Below are 17107 nucleotides of genomic sequence, written 5' to 3'. Positions count from 1 at the left end.
AAAATCGCCTGCGCGACAAGCTAACCGAGGACTCAGTCCCTGGTCGGCCAGTAGTGCGTCGGACGCGGTCCACGCGGACCGTCGTAGGCCGAGTCATCGACATCGGTAATGCCGATATGCAGTAGCAGCATCATGGTCACCATGCCGACACCGACCGTCAGCGGAGTAAGCAGTTGGGTCGCGCCAGCGCCCGCGGGCGGATGCATATGGTGGCCGTTCTGCACATGCATCGCGAACATGCCGGTGTAATGCATGCCGCAGACCGCGACGCCCATTACCAGCGCAGCGCCGATGGTGGCCAGGGTGCCACGGACATGCAGCGCGAACCACAGTGCCGCCGTCGCGGCGATCACCGCGATCACCATGGACAGCAACACGATTCGTCCGTCGTATTCGATCACAGCATCGGATTTCATCGCGTACATGCCGGAATAGTGCATTGCGCCGACGCCTACACCGGTGATCGCACCGCCGATGTACAGCGCCACCGGCTCCAAGCCCGGCAGTTGCGCGACCCGTAAGCCGATCCACACCACCACCATCGCGATCACCGCGCTGAGCAGGGTGATCGGCACGTCGTAGCGGATCGAGGCGCCGTGGATCGAAAAGCCCAGCATGGCAATGAAATGCATGACCCAGATACCGGTACCGCCGATGGCGACCGCCGCGGCGACGAGCCATCCGGCGTGGCCGCTACCGGCCCGCGCTCGGACCACGCACCGCAGACCTAGCAATGATCCGGTGAATGACATCAGATAGGCCACAATCGGCGTGAGCAACCCGTGGCTGAAGTGGTTGATTTCCAGCACGCGAACTCCCTCGTTGGGCAGACCTCGGCCATCATCGCGACAGCGCGAGCCCGCCCGCTTGTACAAATCAGCAGGTAGGCGATTTACAGTACTACCGTCCGCTAAATTTGTCATGGGATGAATCCGGCCAGCGAGACAGCGCCCGTTACCCGGCAGCGACCCACGTGTCCCATACATACCGAACGGTTCCCCGCCGCCGAATCCTGTCGATTGCCGCTTCCGGCAATCGATCAGCACCGATATTGCTGGGACACAATGCATCTCGCGAATTCGACAGTCCACGGCTGGCGATCGCGCATTTGCAAGAACATCGCAGCAATTTCGGTACACATACCGAGTCTCATTGCGGCCCAGGACCGCCGAGCCGGATCAGCCTCGGTCGCCAACCGGACTTGACCCGCGTCGTGCTCGCCGCGGGTCTGCAGTATTCGCGTGGGAACTAGCGGAGGTCGGCGGATCAGGCGGGCAGCGCTTCGCCGGTTATCCATCGCGCAGCAGCGCGTGACCCGTGCGACCGGCAGTGCGCGGCGGCGAGGACAACATGTCCAACCGGAAGTACGCGGCCACCGTCTTGTCGGCGACCGAATCCGCGGAGCCGGAAATCAATCGCCAACACGGCGAAAAGACCAGCTCAGGTGAGCCAGGACACAGACCGGGCGGGTCTGCGGGCAGAAGCGCCTCGGAACCGGCAGACTTGTGCATGTGGTTGCCCCCACTTTGCGCCGAATCCACTCCCCCTGGACGCAGACCGTCGACCTCGCTGCGGAATTGCGCGCGGTCTGGTCGTGGGCGCGTCGGCCCCGGTTGCTGCGCCGACTGCTGCCCGAACTGCGCCAGCACCTGTCCGACGCACCGGCCAGCACGGCCTACGCGTTCACCTTGTTCGTCACCTGGTGGACGCTGCGCGGCGTCGGCGATTCGGTGGAGCGCAGGCTGATCTTCTCGGCCTCGACCAATCTCTACAACATGCAGCACAACCCGATCCAGGTGCTGGTGGCCTCCGCGTTCTGGACTCAGGGCCAATTTCCCTGGGTCACCATCGCCGAGATTCTGGTGGTGATGGGCTTCGCCGAACGTTGGCTCGGCACCAGTCGCTGGATTCTGCTGTTCGCGACCGGGCATATCGGCGCGACACTGCTCACCGTCACCGCGATCGACCATGCCATCGACCATCACGTCATTCCGGTGCGCGTGCAATATGCCGCGGATGTCGGCACCAGCTATGGATTCACCGCGGTTCTGGCGGCGATGGCCTTCCACTTCCGCGGGATGGTCCGCGCGCTGTGGGCCGGTGTCATCGTCGTATTCCTCGCCTCGGCGCTATTGATAGGACCGACCTTCACCGACTACGGGCATATGTGCGCGGCCCTGATCGGTTTGGCGGTCGGATTCGTCGCGTCGACTTTCTGGCGGCGCATCGAACGCCTGCGTACCGAACGCGAGGCGACCTCCGCCGCGCCGACACCGGTTACGGCGACGAATCCGCTTGCGGCGGAACCGATTACCGCCGCCGGTGGCGATGCCGGGCCGAGTTCCGTTGCGGCGCGGCCACTATCCGGTGCTGACGGCGGGGTTGAAGCGGCGCTGCACCATGCCGATGACCGGTTCGACGACGCGGGCCGCGATCGGGCCGAGCACCGCCATCAGTAGCACATAGGCCGAGGCCAGTCCGGCGATCTGGCCGTCTACCCCGCCCATGCTCACCGCCAGACCCGCGATGACGATGGAGAATTCACCGTGCGCGACCAGCGCCGCACCCGCTCGGGCCCGGCCCATCCGGCGGATGCCCTGGCGACTCGCCGCCCACCAGCCGGTGGCGACCTTGGTCACCACGGTGACCACGGCGAGCAGCATCGCCCAACCGAGCACGGGCGGAATGGCACCGGGATCGGTGCTGAGTCCGAAGGCCACGAAGAAGATCGCCGCGAACAGGTCCCGGATCGGCTCCAATAGTTTTGTCGCCTCGCGCGCGGTCGAACCGGAGATCGCGATGCCGAGCAGGAACGCGCCGACCGCCGCGGAAACATTCAGCGCCGACGCCAGCCCGGCGACCAGCAGCGCCGCGCCGAGCAGCTTCAACAAAAAGACCTCGCGGTCGGCGCTGTCCACGATCGCCGAGACGTACCGGCCGTACCGCAGCGCGACGACCAGCACGACGGTGACGGTGGCCAGGGCCAGACCGAGCACGGTCAGCCCGCTCAGCAGGCTCGTTCCGGCCAGGACCGCGGTGAGAATCGGCAGATACATCGCCATCGCGAGATCCTCGAAGACCAGAATGGACAGGATCACCGGGGTTTCCCGGTTACCGAGGCGTCCGAGGTCATTGAGCACCTTGGCGACGATGCCCGACGACGAGATGTAGGTGACCCCGGCCATCGTGATGGCTCCGGTTACCCCCCAGCCGAGTACCAGGGCGACCACCACGCCGGGTGTCGCGTTCGCGACGAGATCGACCAGACCCGCGGCCCAGGAGCGACGCAATCCGGTCACCAACTCGGCCGCGGTGTACTCGAGGCCGAGCAAAAGCAACAGCAGCACCACGCCGATTTCGCCTGCGATATGGCCGAATTCGTTCGCGGCGCCCAGTTCGATGAATCCTCCCTGGCCGAAGGCCAGCCCACCGAGCAGGTACAGCGGAATCGGTGACATGCCGAATCGTGCCGCCACTCTCCCGAGCATGCCTAGGGCGAATAACACCGCCCCGAGCTCGATTAGGGCGAGCGCGGTTGCGTTCACGCTCTCACCCGTGCGTCAGGATCTTCGCGGCCGCGTCCAGACCGTCGGGAGTACCGACGACCACGAGTATGTCATCGGCGGTGAAGGTGAAATCCGGTCCCGGCGAGGGATGCAGCTGCCCCGCGCGCATCACCGCGACGATGGAAGCCTTGGTGCGCGTGCGCATTCCGGTCTCGCCGAGCGTGCGGCCCTCATACGGCGAATCCTCGCCGATGGGCAGCTGACGGGTGGTGATCCCGGGTAGGTCGCGGTGGTCCTCGCGTAGCTTCGCCACCAGCTGCGGCGAGCCAAGTAGGTTGGCGAGTACCGAGGCCTCATCGGGAGTCAGCGGCACTTGCGCGGCGCAGGAGTCCGGGTCATCAGGTTTGGAGACGATCAGATCGATGCCGCCATCGCGGTGATCGACCACGCCGATCCGGCGACCCGACCGCAGCTGGAAGTCTTTGCGTACCCCGATCCCGGGTAGGGCGGTGACATCGACGTTCACCCCTCCACCCTAACCGTCTAAACGGGCTGGCCGCCCCAGCGGGGCCGATCACGTCGGACATCGGATGGACCGGGACTAATTCCTTTGGCCGGGACTCATTCCTTCGACGGACCCGGGGACGCGTTGGCATGTGCTGTGATGGGGCGATGCGGCGGCAGTGGGATGCTTTGTCGGCGACCGCGCAGGACGCGCTGGTCGCCGCCTTCGCGCTCGTACTCGGCGCCGCGCTCTACCTCACCGGCCTGTTCGAGATGGCCAGTGACCTGAGCCGCCACCCACCACTTCCGGTGCGGATCGGGGTACTCGCGCTGATCTGTGTGGCGACCTTCCTGCGGCGTCGCATGCCGATGTCAGCGCTCGGTATCGGACTGATCCCGTTCGCCATCGATTTCGCACTCGGTCCGACGGTGCCGGTCTGGCTCATCTATTCGGACTTGATCTATGCGGGCGTGCTGTATGCCACGCCCGCGCGTTCGCGCTCGCTTGTCACGGTGTGCGGGGTGGTTTCGGTCGTATTGACCGTGCTCGCGCTGGTGCTGGGCGACTGGCGAGTCGCGGTGATCACCATCGCCGCGCTGTTCGCCTTCGTCGCGACCCCACTGTGGTGGGCGCTGTCGGTGCGCGGGCACAAGGAGATCGCCGAGGCCGAACGCAAACGCGCACAGGCGATGACATTGGTCGCCGAATTGGATCGGCGTGCCGCCATCGCCGACGAACGCAAGACGATGGCGCGGGATCTGCACGATGTGATCGCCGGACACCTGTCGGCCATCGCCATCCAGTCCGAGGCGGCGCTCGGAGTGCTGGCCCGACAGGACACCGACCCCGCTGTCGCCGGGATCATTTCGTCGATCCGGTCCAATAGTGTCAGCGCGCTGCAGGAGATGCGCACCATGATCGGTCTGCTGCGCCGCGACGACGGCGCCGAGGACGATGCGGCCGCACCGCGCAAACTGGCCCAGCTGCCGATTCTCGTCGATGCGGCCCGCGCCGCCGGAATAACCGTGCGTGTGCGGGATTCGCTGAACGGGACGGCGCTGCCGAGCGCGGTCGACCAGGCCGCCTACCGAATCGTCCAGGAAGCACTGACCAATGCCATCAAACACGCACCGGGACAGGAAGTCGATATCGACGTGCGCGCGGAGGCAAAGGATTTGGCCGTCTCGGTGCGAAATCCCATACTTGTGCGCAATCGACCGACCGACGACGCGCGCCACAGCGGCCTGATGAATATGCGGGAACGGGCGGTGGCGCTCGGCGGCACCTTCACCGCCGGACCTGGTGCCGCCGGCTGGGAAGTCCTTGCGCGGCTGCCGATCTCGACCACGGAGGTGTGATGATCCGGGTACTGATCGCCGATGACCACGGCGCGATCCGGGCCGGACTGCGGATGATCCTGGAGACCGCCGATGGCATCGAGGTGGTCGGTGAGGCCGCCGACGGTGATATCGCGGTGGCGCAGGCCAAGGCGCTGCGCCCGGATGTGGTGCTGATGGATGTGCGCATGCCGGGCGTCGACGGCATCACCGCCACCGGCCGCATTACCGACGACGGGCTGGCCAGGGTGCTCATCCTGACGACCTTCGACCTGGACGAGTACGTCTTCCGGACGCTGCGCGCCGGCGCGTCCGGCTTCGTGCTGAAATCCGCTTCGGGACAAGCACTTGTCGACGCGGTGCGCGCGGTGGCCGCGGGTGACGGTGTGCTCGCACCCGAGGTGACCGCCGCGGTGATCAATGCGTTCGCCTCGACCGATGGCGAAGCGAGCGCGCCCGCACCGCACGGACTGGACGAGCTGACCGAACGCGAACGCGAGGTGCTCGACTGTCTCGGCGATGGCCTGTCCAATGCGCAGATCGCCGCCCGGCTGTTCATCGGCGAGACAACAGTCAAAACGCATGTCTCCCGTGTGCTCACCAAACTCGGTGTGCGGTCCCGGGTTCAGGCCGCCATCGTGGCGCGCGAGGCCAGGGACCGGTAGGTCAGGACTGCGGAAAGTTCGGGTCCAGTGCGGCGAAGGTGCCGTCGGGGCCGGGCTGGTACTCGACCACGGCGGTGACCGCGCCGACCGGCAGCGGACCGTACAAATGTGGGAACAGCATCGATTCGGGATCGGTGGGCACACCCGGTTCCCATTTCACCGGCGCGCCGACGCGGGACGGATCGATGCGCAGCAGCACCATGTCACGCCGTCCGGCGAACAGTCGATTGGCGGGCAGATGCGCCTGCTGCGGCGTGGAGAGGTGGATGAACCCGATCTCCTCGAACGAGTCCGGGCGGTACTCGCCGGTTTGCCGGGCGGTCAGCCATTCGGCGAGGGTGCAAATATGAACGAGCGTGTGAGTGTCATGGATCACGGGTAATCTCCCGGTAGACAACTGGATAGGCCTGTTCGTGATCGTGGTCGAGTGGAGTTCGATAGCTGACCAGTGATGTTCGCCAGTAGCGAAATCCCAGGTGGTGTTATCGAAAACACACAGAATCACTTCCGGGAACAAAGCCCCCGTCCCGAACGTCTGACAGAGTAGTCATACCCCTGCTGGGAAGTAGCGGTAGCGAGCCCGCGGAGTGACCACGGGCCCCACACCAGGTGAACGGACTGTAGTGCCGGGAGCCAGGACGGAGGAGTCATGCCAGGAACCCTGACAAGCACCCCACTGACCGCGGTCGATCGTTGCGACCGCTGCGGTGCTGCCGCACGAGTTCGTGCCGTATTGCCCGCAGGTGGCGAGTTGCTCTTCTGCCAGCACCACGCGAATGAACACATGGATCGCTTGCGTGAGCTCGAAGCCGTGATCGATACGGAATCGGCTCCCGCGCTCTGACCAGTCCTCGCGTCCCGACACAACAGCATCGAACAACAGAACATCGCTGATAGACGACAGCGGGCGACCTACAGGTCGCCCGCTGTCGGCGTGTCCGGTCCCGCTACGCCGGAAAGGATGCCGTCGAGCAGTTTCCCGAGACCGAAGGCGAAGTCGCCCGGCGGATCCGACGGCGCTTGATAGCGTTCGCCTACCGCCGCACCGACCCGCGAGGCGATCGGGAACTCCTCGACCGACATGACCTCGGTCAGCAGCGGACCGTGCTGCTCCCACCACTGCGCGTCGGTCAGCTCCGCTGTACTGCGAATTCCGGCGATCGCCATCCGCGCGTTGCCGGTCGCGAATTCCGACAGCACCGCAATCACCCGATCCATGGCCAGATCCGATAATCCGATCCCCTCGATCGCGGCCAGCTGGCGTTCATAGCGGCGCATCCGCCCCGGGCCGAGCACCAGTCGCCACGGGGGCACCTCGAGCAGCCATGGGTGCGCCATCAGTTCCGCACGAACCTGCTCGGCGATGGCGGACATCCGGTCACGGACCGGGATATCGATCGGGATGGGAACGTCCTCCAGTGCGACCGCGTCGACCATCAAAACGGTCAATGCCTCCTTGCTCGGCACATAGGTATAGAGGCTCATCGGGCGTAGGCCGAGTTCGGCGGCGACCGCCCGGATCGACACCTTCTCGTACCCCTCCCGATCGGCGAGGGCGATCGCGGCGGCGATGACCGCATCCACACTCACCGTCTGCTTCGGGCCGCGCCCGCCGGAACGCGGTGGCACAGCATGCCGCCAGAGCAGGCTCATCAACTGTTTCGCCTGGTCGGTCACGTGGTCCTCTCGGAATTAATTCGGTACGCTGTACGTTGTTTACAATACTCCGTACATGATACGACGATCTAGGGGACCGTTCTGCCCAGCACACAGGCCACTTACCTGCCCGACCGCCACATGTTCGCGCTGTGGACTTGGAACGGCTCCACGGTTGGACCCGCGCCCGAGGGCGATCGGGAAACGCTCTCTTTAGCCGTGCCGACCGGTGCCGGCGGCGCGATCGACGTCGCCGATGTCGATTGCGCACTCGTCGATCCGGACGAACTGTTGAACCTGGACCTCAGTGCGGCGGCCCCGTCCGTCCATGCGTGGCGCGCGGTGCTGTCGGACGGCACCGAAATATGTGATGCGCGGCCGCAAGCTTCTCGGCGACCAGCCGGGCCGCAGGCCGACGCCGCGCCGGATCAAGCGAGCGACATATCGCTGCTGCGCGCACCGGCACCGTCCGAGTCGGCAAGCGGTCCGGACGCTCCAGCGCGGCTGCCGATCGCGGCGCACGCGATCCCCGATGCCACCGGGACGGCGATCGTGTCCGCCGAGCGCGCGGTACGGGTGCTGCGTGAAACGCGATGTGTCGGGGCGGAATTGGGGGCGGGGCTGAAGGCGGAGTTGCGGCCCTATCAGGTGCGCGGGGTGGGGTGGTTGCACGAGACCGTCGCGGCGCACGGCGGGGCGGTATTGGCCGATGAGATGGGGCTCGGGAAGACCGTGCAGACGATCGGGTTTCTGCTCGGGCGGGCCGAGGCCGGGGCGCAGCTGGTGGTCTGTCCGACGTCATTGGTCGGGAACTGGGCTCATGAGATCACGCGGTTCGCACCGGGACTGCGGCCGGTGCTGTGGCGTGGGGGTGAATTCGCGGATGAGGCCGGGACCGTTGTGGTCACCGGGTATCCGATGTTGCGGTTGCACGGTGGCGTATTTGCCGAGCGGTCCTGGGCGACAGTCGTTTTCGATGAAGCACAGGCGTTGAAGAATCCGCGTACCCAGGTGTCCAAGGCGGCGCGTGCGTTGATCGCCGATGTGAAGGTCGCGCTGACGGGTACGCCGGTGGAGAACCATCTCGAGGAGCTGTGGGCGCTGCTGAATCTGGTGGCGCCGCGGCTGTTCGGGCATCGCACGCAGTTCCGGCGTCGGTTCGTCCGGCCGATCCACGAGGGTTCGGCGACCGCGGCGGCCCGGCTGCGGGATGCGCTCGAACCGGTGCTGTTGGCGCGCAAGAAGGTTCAGGTGGCCGCATCGCTGCCCTCGAAGATCCACAGCGATCTGCTCTGCGATCTGAGCACCGAACAGGAACGGCTCTACGACCAACTGCTAGACAAGGCGATCGATGACGGTTTCGGCCATGGCGTGCAACGGCAGAGCCGGGTGCTCGCCGCACTGACCGCCCTCAAGCAGGTCTGCAACCACCCGGGGCTGATCACGGGTGAGCTCGGCGAATTGGCGGGCCGGTCCGGAAAGCTGGACCTGTGCACCGATATCGTGGCCAATAACCTCGAAACCGGCCATCCGACGCTGATATTCACCCAATACCGTGCCACCGGCGACCTGTTGGTCCGCCACCTGCACGAGCAGTTCGGGGTGCGGGCACCGTTCTTCCACGGCAGCCTGAACCAGGCCGAGCGCGCCGAGATCGTTTCGGGTTTCCAAGCCGAAGACGGTCCGCCCGTGCTGATCCTGAGTCTGCGCGCCGCGGGCACCGGACTCACCCTGACGCGTGCCGCGGATGTCATCCATTTCGATCGGTGGTGGAATCCGGCCGTGGAAGCCCAAGCCTCCGACCGGGTGCACCGCATCGGGCAGACCCGCACCGTCACCATTACCACGCTCACCTCGGGCACCACGGTCGAGGAGCACATCGCGGGCATGCACGACCGCAAGTCCGCGCTCGCGGACCTCAACGATTCGGCGGGCATCGCGGCGCTGGCCCGCCTCGATGACGACCAGCTCATCGAGATCCTGCGCCGCAAGAGGGAGAACTGATGGCGGACAACGAATTCGGATATACCGCGTGGGGTATGGACTGGGTCCGGCTTGCCGAATCCTTGCGCCAGACCCGACCGGATCCGCTACTCCCCCGTGCCCGCAGCATTGCTCGCAACAATGGCGTCCAAGCGACGATCGAAGGCCGCATCGTGCGCGCCGCCATCCATCGCGGTGGGAAGGCCTCGGTCACCCACCTCGAAATCGCGCCGATGGCCCGTTCGTCGAGAACCGCGATCGCCGAAATCATCCCGGATACAACGGTTCTCACCGACGAGATGCATCGGGCGTTGGTCGGCGCTGGCATCAGTCCTGCGCCGAATCCGGCCGGAACGGACTGCTCCTGTTCGGCCCGCACCGCCCGGTGTGTGCACGTCCTCGCGGTGTACTACGACATGGCCCGCCGCGTAGACGAGAACCCTCGCCTGACCCTGGAGATCCAGGGATATTTCCAAGCAGCAGAGCAAGGTTCGCCAGGGCCGGTCGAGTCGGCCCGCTGGACGCCGATCAACGCACTCGATCCTGCGGACTACTTCGAGGCCGCATTGGCGGTGCACTGAAAGCCTCCTCACTCGGGGCGGCGCGCGCGGAAGCGGAAACTTGTTGCGCCGGTTTCGATCTCGACATCGGTGAAACCGACTCGGGCGAGCCGATCGGCGGCCTGCTCCGGCGGTACCGGGACGCAGGTGTCGCCGAGGTGCAGCAGACGGAATATGCGGCCGTCGAGACCGTCGCTGCCCGCGAATACACCGCCGGGGCGCAGGACGCGTAAGGCTTCGGCGAAGAGAGCGTCCTGCGCTCCGACGGTAGGTACATGGTGCAACATCGTGAAGCACACGACCGAGTCGAATTGCGTTGGCGGCAAGGGCATATCCGCGCCGTCGCCCTGGATCACCGTCATCGAGGCGCCGTGCCGGGTGCGCAGCCGATCGACGAGCACCGGATCGATCTCGACACCGGTCAGTTCGCTCGTGCGCTCTCGCAATGCGCGGATATTGGCACCGTAGCCGGGGCCGATCTCGAGTGCGGACGCTCCCAGCTCCAGGCCGGACAGCGCCCACGGAACGATCCGCGTCGCACTCGTCCGCTCCCAGGCCGCCGACCGGCACAGCAATTTGTGGAGGTAGTTCATCGCCATGCGATTCACGCTAGGAGCGGCCGCTTGTGACCACGACAGGCTACGGTGACAAGTTGTGTCGCGAAACGGCCAATCCCTGGTGCCCGGCCAACCCGGGACATCCGAGCCGACCGAGGGATCCGTGGTATTCCCGGCCGCGATCGGCGATACCGCCATGGTCTTCGGGGCTGGCGTCATATCCGCGGGCTACTGGTTCGACACCCATGAACATCCTCAGCACCAAATCGCCTGGGCGGCACGAGGTGTCATCGCGGTCGAAATCGGCGACGGATACTGGGTGCTGCCACCGACCCGTGCCCTGTGGATCCCCGGCGGCACCCGGCACCGAACCGGAACCACTCAGGGCGCCACCATGCGCGGGATCTTCGTGGCGCCCGACCGATGCCCGGTCTCGTTGACCGCCCCGACGATGCTGCGAGTATCGCCATTGCTGCGCGAACTGTTCGACCATCTCACCGGGCCCGACACCGCGCCGACGCGCAATCCTGCCGACGACAACGCCGCCGCGCGGCGCGAACGGGCAGAGGCGGTCGTCTTCGATCTGATCGAGCCGGTCGATGTGATTCCCGTTGGTGCCCGCCGACCGGTGGATGCCCGAGCCGGACAGGTCGCCGACGCCTTGACCCACAATCCCGCCGACCCCCGCACGCTCGACGAACTCGCCGCAGACGCCGCCACCAGCCCACGCACGCTCGCCCGCCTGTTCCTCGCTGAAACCGGAATCTCCTTCGGCCAGTGGCGAACCCAGATTCGGCTGGCGGCCTCGCTGCCCCTGCTCGCCGAGGGCCTGCCGATCGCCCGCATCGCGGGCCGCGTCGGCTACGCCACCCCGAGTGCCTACGTCGCCGCCTTCCGCCGCGCCGTCGGCGTCTCCCCGGGCCGCTACTTCGCCGGGTGATCACGGAGTCGGCGGAATCAGGCGTTGGTGCCACCGTCGACGGTGAAGGTCGCGCCGGTGATGCTGCGGCCGGACGGGCCTGCGAGGAAGGTTACGGTGGCGGCGATGTCATCGGCGGTGCCGAAGCGGCCGAGAGCGGTCAGCTCGATTTGCCGCGGAGCGTGGTCGCCGTCGGCGGGGTTCATATCGGTGTCGGTGGAGCCGGGCTGCACCAGGTTGACCGTGATCTTGCGCGGACCGAGTTCGCGCGCAAGGGCTTTCGTGAAACCATTGAGTGCGGATTTGCTCAGGTTGTACAGCGTGACTCCGCCGAACGCGGCGCGTTCGGACAGGTTGCTGCCGATGCTGATGATCCGTCCACCGTCGGTCATGTGTTCGACCGCCGCCTGTGCGCCGACGAATGCCGCCCGCGCATGGATATTGAGCGCGCGGTCGATCTCCTCGACGGTGAACTCCTCGAACGGCTTGGCCGGGAAGATGCCCGCGTTATTGACCAGGACATCGAGTCTGCCGAGTTCGTCCGCGGCCCGATGCACCGCCGCGACGACTGCGCCCGCGTCGGCGCTGTCGGCTTGGATGGCGATCGCACGCCGCCCCGATGCTTCCGCCTCGGCGACCACGGATTTCGCCTGCAATTCGTTGTGCTGGTAGGTCAGTGCCACATCCGCGCCCGCAGCGGCCAAGTGCCGGACTATCGCCGCGCCGATCCCCCGGCTGCCCCCGGTCACCAGCGCTACCTTGCCCGTCAGATCCGACATCGCAACTCCTCCTAATTCTGTGTCGATCAATACATAAATAGCTAAGCGCACGGGCGGCGACGGCGTCAAGGGGGTATATTTAACGATCGACACAGAAAGGGAACGAGCCATGGCCGAACGTGGACGTCCACGCGCATTCGACCGCGAGGTCGCGCTGCGTCGCGCCATGGAGGTGTTCTGGGAGCACGGCTACGAGGGCTCGTCGATGAGCGATCTCACCGCGGCGATGGGCATCAACTCACCGAGCCTGTATGCCGCCTTCGGTGGGAAAGAAGAGCTGTTCCGCGCGGCTGTCGGGCTGTACGGCACGACCGAAGGCGGCTACACCGCACGCGCCCTGCGCGAGGAACCCACCGCCCGCGCCAGCATCGAAGCAATGCTGCGCGACAACGCCACTGCCTACACCCACAAGGACAAACCGCACGGCTGCATGGTCGTGCTGGCGGGCTCCACCTACACCACCCGCAGCGAAACCATCCGCGACTTCCTGGTCGAAAAGCGTCGCGAGACAACCGAAGACATCCGCGAACGCCTGGATCGCGGTGTCGCGGAAGGCGATCTAGCGCCGGACACCGACACGGCGGCCCTCGCCAGCTTCTACACCACCGTCCTGTACGGCCTGTCGATCCGGGCTCGCGACGGCGCCTCGCACAGCGAACTCACCCAATCCATCGACTGTGCCATGGCAGTGTGGCCCGCATCGGCCGTCGCACGCTGATCGCCCCGACTACTTCCGGCGCAGGGCGGCGATGCGCTCACCGAGTTGGTCCGCGCTGGCCAATGCCGTTGGCGGACCTCCGCATTCGCGGCGCAACTCACCGTGGATCACACCGTGCGGCTTACCGGTGCGATGGTGGTGCATCGCGACCAGGCTGTTGAGCTCGCGGCGCAGCTCACCGAGTTTATCCGCGGTCGCGACCCGTTCGGCGGCCGAGGCGACCTGCGGACCAGGATCGGGCGTCGCGGCCTCACCGCGTTCGGCGAGCTGCTTCGACTGACGTTCACGCAGCAGCGCCCGCATCTGCTCGGCATCCAATAGTCCGGGAATCCCGAGATAGTCCGCCTCCTCCGCGCTGCCCGCGAAAGTGGCTGTGCCGAAGGAGGATCCGTCGTAAATCACCTGGTCGAGTTCGGCGTCGGCGGCGAGTGCGACGAAGGGCTTCTCATCCTCGCCCGGCTCGTCCTTCTGCTTGTTCGCCTCGATCAGGAGTTCGTCTTCGAGGCCGTTCTGCTCGCGGTGCGGCTTGCCGATGACGTGATCGCGCTGCAGCTCCAGCTGCGCGGCCAGATCGAGCAGTACCGGCACCGACGGCAGGAACACACTGGCGGTCTCGCCCGGCTTGCGCGCACGCACGAACCGGCCGATGGCCTGGGCGAAGTACAGCGGTGTCGAGGCACTGGTCGCGTAGACGCCGACCGCGAGGCGCGGCACGTCGACCCCCTCGGACACCATGCGCACCGCGACCATCCACGGCTGGGTGTTCTTGCTGAATTCGGCGATCCGGTTCGAGGAAGACGGATCATCCGACAGCACCACCGCGGGCCGCTCGCCCGAGATGTGTTCCAGCAGTTCGGCGTAGTCGCGGGCCCGCTCCTGATCGGTGGCGATCACCAGACCACCGGCATCGGGCATACCGGACGCACGCAACTGGCGCAGCCGCGTGTTCGCGGCGACGAGCACCTTGGACATCCAATCGCCAGCCGGATCCAATGCGGTGCGCCACGCGCGGGCGGTGTGTTCGGCGCTCAGCGGCTCACCGAGGCGAGCCGAATACTCCTCGCCCGCGCTGTCGCGCCAGTGCGCCTCACCGGAGTACGCCAGGAAGACGACGGGCCGGACGACGCCGTCGGCCAATGCCTCCGCGTAGCCGTAGGCGTGGTCGGCACGCGAACGCGGGAAACCGGCCTCATCGGGTTCATAGGTGACGAATGGGATCTGGCTGTCATCGCTGCGGAACGGGGTGCCGGTCAGCGCGAGCCGACGGGTGGCGTCACCGAAAGCCTCGGCGGTCGCCTCACCCCAGGACTTCGCATCGCCCGCATGGTGGATCTCGTCGAGAATCACCAGCGTTCTGCGTCTTTCGGTGCGGACGCGGTGCCGCGCCGGATGCGAGGCGATCTGCGCGTAGGTCACCACGACGCCGTGATAGTCGCCGGAGGTCGCACCGGTCGCGTTGGAGAAGCGCGAATCCAGCTGAATACCCACGCGGGCCGCGGATTGGGCCCACTGATGTTTGAGGTGTTCGGTCGGGGCGACCACGGTGACCTGGTCGACGGTCCGGTCGGCCAGCAGTTCGGCCGCCACCCGCAGTGCGAAGGTGGTCTTACCCGCGCCAGGCGTCGCCACCGCGAGGAAGTCCCTCGGCTTGGTGGACAAGTACTTCATCAGGGCCCGGCGCTGCCAGGCACGTAGCGAACCACCTGCAGAAACCGCGGCGCTCGATTTTTGCGAATCGCCCGGTGTTTCCGCTTCTCCCGCCACAGCGGCGCCACCCGACACAGTCACGAAGACGACCCTAGCTGTCCCCCATGGCGTGTCGCCAAACCGACGCGGCGTGGGCGACGGGCATCACACGCCGAACCGTGCGCCACGCCGTGTTCATGTGCTCCCCATCGACTCGATGCCATGGCAAACCGGAACAATATGCCCGGATGCGCGATGCTGTTAGGCATCATGACCGACGAAAGTGCCCTACCACGCCATACCGCGGGGACCGGCGACCAGCCGATCCACAGTGGCGGAAGCGGCGCGGAACCCACCGCGGCGACCTATGCCCACCATGCCGCAACGCGGGTCGCGCATGCCGCGCGACAGGGTGGCAACCTCGTCGTGCGGGCGGCGGTGAAGTCGTGGAACGATTCGATTTTCGCCAAATCCGCGGCCGCGGCGTTCTGGCAGACGATGTCGCTGGCGCCGCTACTGCTCGGGGTGCTCGGCAGCCTCGGTTACGTCGGGGAATGGTTCGGACCCGACACGGTGCAGATCGTCCAGCAGAAGATCATCGCATTCAGCCGGGACCTGTTCAGTTCCAGTGTGGTGAGCGATCTGATCGAACCGACAGTCACCGATGTGCTCGGTCGCGGACGCGCCGCCTTCGTCTCGGTGGGTTTCGTGATGTCGCTGTGGGCCGGATCCTCGGCGATGTCGACCTTCGTGGATTCGATCGTGGAAGCGCACGGACAGAAGGATGCCCGGCATCCGGTCTGGCAGCGCATCTTCGCCTTGCTGCTGTATGTGCTGTTCCTGGTGGTCGCGGTGTTCCTATTGCCGCTGATCGCGCTGGGGCCGACGCTGATCGGTCGGGTGCTGCCCGATTCTTGGCGCGAACCCGGGCTGCGGCTGATCGACTCGTTCTATTACCCAGGTGTCGGACTGGTGCTGATCATCGGACTCACCACGCTATACAAGCTGGCACTGCACAAATCGCTGCCGTGGCACCGCTTGTTCGGCGGGGCGCTGGTCGCGGGCGTGTTCTTCATGGCCGCCAGCGAGGGGCTGCGCCGGTATCTGGGCTGGGTCACCAGGACCGGCATCAGCTACGGCGCGCTCGCGACGCCGATCGCGTTCCTGCTTTTCACGTTCTTCCTGGGCTTCGCCGTCATCCTCGGCGCGGAATTCAACGCCACGGTGCAGGAATTCTGGCCCGCTCGCAGCACCCGCATCGACCAGGTGAAGGAATGGTTGTCCAATCAGTTGAGCGGGGACGACTCCGACGCCGACCAGGATGATCCGGGCACAGCGAAGCCCCCGAACCCACCGGAGGCTCAGGGGCCGATCGAGCGGGCAGACGACGACACCGACGCCGCCCGCGCACGGCTCAGCGCGCCGGGCGGTTCGTCACCATCTCAGCCCTTGCGCAAGCTGTCGTAGACCTTCTTGCACTCCGGGCACACCGGCGAGCCGGGCTTCGCCGAGCGCGTCACCGGGAAGACCTCACCGCAGAGGGCAACCACATGGGTGCCCATGACAGCGCTCTCGGCGATCTTGTCCTTCTTCACATAGTGGAAGAACTTCGGGATGTCATCGCCCGTCGTCTCATCGGTGGTCGTATCCGGGCGAACCAGGGTATCGGTACTCACGGATTCCATGATGCCGCATACTCGCGGGCTCGGCTGATCACGGTCCGCAGTCATCCAACTGACCAGGCCGTGTGCGGTGCGCCCTCGACAGTGGAAGACTCAGGGGTATGCAGCAGCACGGCGACACCCCCGACGCCGACGACATCGGCAGCGGTGATCGCCCGGACGTGACAATGCCGACGCCACCCCGCAAGTCCAGCGGTTACTTCCCCGGCAATGACGAGAAGCACCCGGTGCTGATCACCGAGGCCGCGCCGTCACTGGAGGATCAGCACCGCGCCAGGGTCCGCCGCTACACCATCATCATGGCGTTCCGCATCCCCTGCCTGATCCTGGCCGCGATCGCCTACAGCGCCTTCAGCAATGCACTGCTCTCGATCCTGATCATCGCCGCCTCGATCCCATTGCCATGGATCGCCGTATTGATCGCGAACGATCGGCCGCCGCGCCGCAAGGACGAACCGAGTCGGTGGGACCGGCCACGCACTGCTATCGAGTCCCGGCCGCACCGGGCGATCGATTCCTGAGGCTGGGCTCGAGAGAGTGCCGCCACCAGCGCA

The 17107-nt window shown here is 66.2% G+C and carries 19 protein-coding genes; 10 read left to right on the top strand and 9 right to left on the bottom strand.

From position 1 onward, the window contains the following. Nucleotides 1-32: 32 nt before the first annotated feature. A complete protein-coding gene (locus ACQP1T_RS14210) occupies nucleotides 33-809 on the bottom strand; it encodes an MHYT domain-containing protein (protein WP_433760604.1) in 777 nt (258 codons plus the stop codon). 702 nt (nucleotides 810-1511) lie between these two features. On the opposite strand from ACQP1T_RS14210, the gene ACQP1T_RS14205 reads away from it, so the two are divergent. Continuing rightward, nucleotides 1512-2459 carry a rhomboid-like protein gene (locus tag ACQP1T_RS14205; protein ID WP_433760603.1) on the top strand — a complete coding sequence of 316 codons (948 nt, stop codon included), beginning with the start codon at nucleotides 1512-1514 and terminating at the stop codon, nucleotides 2457-2459. On the opposite strand, the gene ACQP1T_RS14200 is transcribed toward ACQP1T_RS14205, so the two are convergent. After that, the gene (locus ACQP1T_RS14200) at nucleotides 2361-3545 is read right to left on the bottom strand and encodes a cation:proton antiporter (protein WP_433760600.1); all 1185 of its coding nucleotides are present in this window, start codon (nucleotides 3543-3545) and stop codon (nucleotides 2361-2363) included. The two genes, ACQP1T_RS14205 and ACQP1T_RS14200, sit on opposite strands and share 99 nt — an antisense overlap. Before the next feature lie 4 nt (nucleotides 3546-3549). Further along, nucleotides 3550-4032, bottom strand: a complete 483-nt coding sequence (locus ACQP1T_RS14195) for a cation:proton antiporter regulatory subunit (RefSeq protein WP_062989018.1) — start codon at nucleotides 4030-4032, stop codon at nucleotides 3550-3552. A 146-nt stretch (nucleotides 4033-4178) separates the two neighbouring features. On the opposite strand from ACQP1T_RS14195, the gene ACQP1T_RS14190 reads away from it, so the two are divergent. Then, nucleotides 4179-5369: a sensor histidine kinase gene (locus ACQP1T_RS14190; protein ID WP_433760599.1), complete on the top strand. Its 1191-nt coding sequence runs from the start codon at nucleotides 4179-4181 to the stop codon at nucleotides 5367-5369. Further along, on the top strand, nucleotides 5369-6013 hold the full coding sequence (locus ACQP1T_RS14185; protein ID WP_433760597.1) for a response regulator: 645 nt from the start codon (nucleotides 5369-5371) through the stop codon (nucleotides 6011-6013). The genes ACQP1T_RS14190 and ACQP1T_RS14185 overlap by 1 nt, the downstream gene beginning before the upstream one ends. Before the next feature lies 1 nt (nucleotide 6014). Here the strand turns inward: ACQP1T_RS14185 and ACQP1T_RS14180 are convergent, their stop codons facing one another. Continuing rightward, nucleotides 6015-6386, bottom strand: a complete 372-nt coding sequence (locus ACQP1T_RS14180; protein ID WP_433762201.1) for a DUF952 domain-containing protein — start codon at nucleotides 6384-6386, stop codon at nucleotides 6015-6017. 276 nt (nucleotides 6387-6662) lie between these two features. Here ACQP1T_RS14180 and ACQP1T_RS14175 point away from each other — a divergent pair, with 276 nt between their 5' ends. Further along, a complete protein-coding gene (locus ACQP1T_RS14175; protein WP_029903635.1) occupies nucleotides 6663-6857 on the top strand; it encodes a DUF7455 domain-containing protein in 195 nt (64 codons plus the stop codon). 68 nt (nucleotides 6858-6925) lie between these two features. On the opposite strand, the gene ACQP1T_RS14170 is transcribed toward ACQP1T_RS14175, so the two are convergent. After that, entirely contained in the window at nucleotides 6926-7690 is a 765-nt protein-coding gene (locus ACQP1T_RS14170) for a TetR/AcrR family transcriptional regulator (RefSeq protein ID WP_433760595.1), read from the bottom strand. A gap of 120 nt (nucleotides 7691-7810) precedes the next feature. On the opposite strand from ACQP1T_RS14170, the gene ACQP1T_RS14165 reads away from it, so the two are divergent. Further along, nucleotides 7811-9673: a DEAD/DEAH box helicase gene (locus tag ACQP1T_RS14165; RefSeq protein WP_433760594.1), complete on the top strand. Its 1863-nt coding sequence runs from the start codon at nucleotides 7811-7813 to the stop codon at nucleotides 9671-9673. Further along, nucleotides 9673-10233 carry a hypothetical protein gene (locus ACQP1T_RS14160; protein ID WP_433760593.1) on the top strand — a complete coding sequence of 187 codons (561 nt, stop codon included), beginning with the start codon at nucleotides 9673-9675 and terminating at the stop codon, nucleotides 10231-10233. The genes ACQP1T_RS14165 and ACQP1T_RS14160 overlap by 1 nt, the downstream gene beginning before the upstream one ends. Nucleotides 10234-10241: 8 nt before the next feature. Here ACQP1T_RS14160 and ACQP1T_RS14155 read toward each other — a convergent pair whose 3' ends face one another. Continuing rightward, complete coding sequence (locus ACQP1T_RS14155; protein ID WP_433760592.1) at nucleotides 10242-10811, bottom strand: class I SAM-dependent methyltransferase; 570 nt, start codon at nucleotides 10809-10811, stop codon at nucleotides 10242-10244. Between the two features lie 55 nt (nucleotides 10812-10866). Here ACQP1T_RS14155 and ACQP1T_RS14150 point away from each other — a divergent pair, with 55 nt between their 5' ends. Then, complete coding sequence (locus ACQP1T_RS14150; RefSeq protein ID WP_433760590.1) at nucleotides 10867-11709, top strand: AraC family transcriptional regulator; 843 nt, start codon at nucleotides 10867-10869, stop codon at nucleotides 11707-11709. Nucleotides 11710-11726: 17 nt separating this feature from the next. Here the strand turns inward: ACQP1T_RS14150 and ACQP1T_RS14145 are convergent, their stop codons facing one another. Next, nucleotides 11727-12467 (bottom strand): SDR family NAD(P)-dependent oxidoreductase, encoded by a 741-nt coding sequence (locus tag ACQP1T_RS14145; RefSeq protein ID WP_433760589.1) that lies wholly within the window; start codon nucleotides 12465-12467, stop codon nucleotides 11727-11729. A gap of 109 nt (nucleotides 12468-12576) precedes the next feature. Between ACQP1T_RS14145 and ACQP1T_RS14140 the strand changes: the two genes are divergently transcribed. After that, nucleotides 12577-13185, top strand: coding sequence for a TetR/AcrR family transcriptional regulator (locus ACQP1T_RS14140; protein ID WP_433760587.1), 609 nt, complete (start codon nucleotides 12577-12579; stop codon nucleotides 13183-13185). A 9-nt stretch (nucleotides 13186-13194) separates the two neighbouring features. Here the strand turns inward: ACQP1T_RS14140 and ACQP1T_RS14135 are convergent, their stop codons facing one another. Beyond that, nucleotides 13195-14853, bottom strand: a complete 1659-nt coding sequence (locus tag ACQP1T_RS14135; RefSeq protein ID WP_433760585.1) for a DEAD/DEAH box helicase — start codon at nucleotides 14851-14853, stop codon at nucleotides 13195-13197. Between the two features lie 288 nt (nucleotides 14854-15141). Here ACQP1T_RS14135 and ACQP1T_RS14130 point away from each other — a divergent pair, with 288 nt between their 5' ends. Beyond that, nucleotides 15142-16338: a YihY/virulence factor BrkB family protein gene (locus ACQP1T_RS14130; RefSeq protein ID WP_433760583.1), complete on the top strand. Its 1197-nt coding sequence runs from the start codon at nucleotides 15142-15144 to the stop codon at nucleotides 16336-16338. On the opposite strand, the gene ACQP1T_RS14125 is transcribed toward ACQP1T_RS14130, so the two are convergent. Then, nucleotides 16314-16547: a DUF3039 domain-containing protein gene (locus ACQP1T_RS14125; protein ID WP_433760581.1), complete on the bottom strand. Its 234-nt coding sequence runs from the start codon at nucleotides 16545-16547 to the stop codon at nucleotides 16314-16316. The two genes, ACQP1T_RS14130 and ACQP1T_RS14125, sit on opposite strands and share 25 nt — an antisense overlap. 173 nt (nucleotides 16548-16720) lie before the next feature. Here ACQP1T_RS14125 and ACQP1T_RS14120 point away from each other — a divergent pair, with 173 nt between their 5' ends. Then, nucleotides 16721-17074 (top strand): DUF3099 domain-containing protein, encoded by a 354-nt coding sequence (locus tag ACQP1T_RS14120; protein WP_433762199.1) that lies wholly within the window; start codon nucleotides 16721-16723, stop codon nucleotides 17072-17074. The last annotated feature ends 33 nt before the right edge of the window (nucleotides 17075-17107 follow it).

Source organism: Nocardia sp. CA-135398 (assembly GCF_050955845.1).
GTDB lineage: Bacteria > Actinomycetota > Actinomycetes > Mycobacteriales > Mycobacteriaceae > Nocardia.
This window is presented reverse-complemented; position numbering and strand designations above follow the sequence as displayed.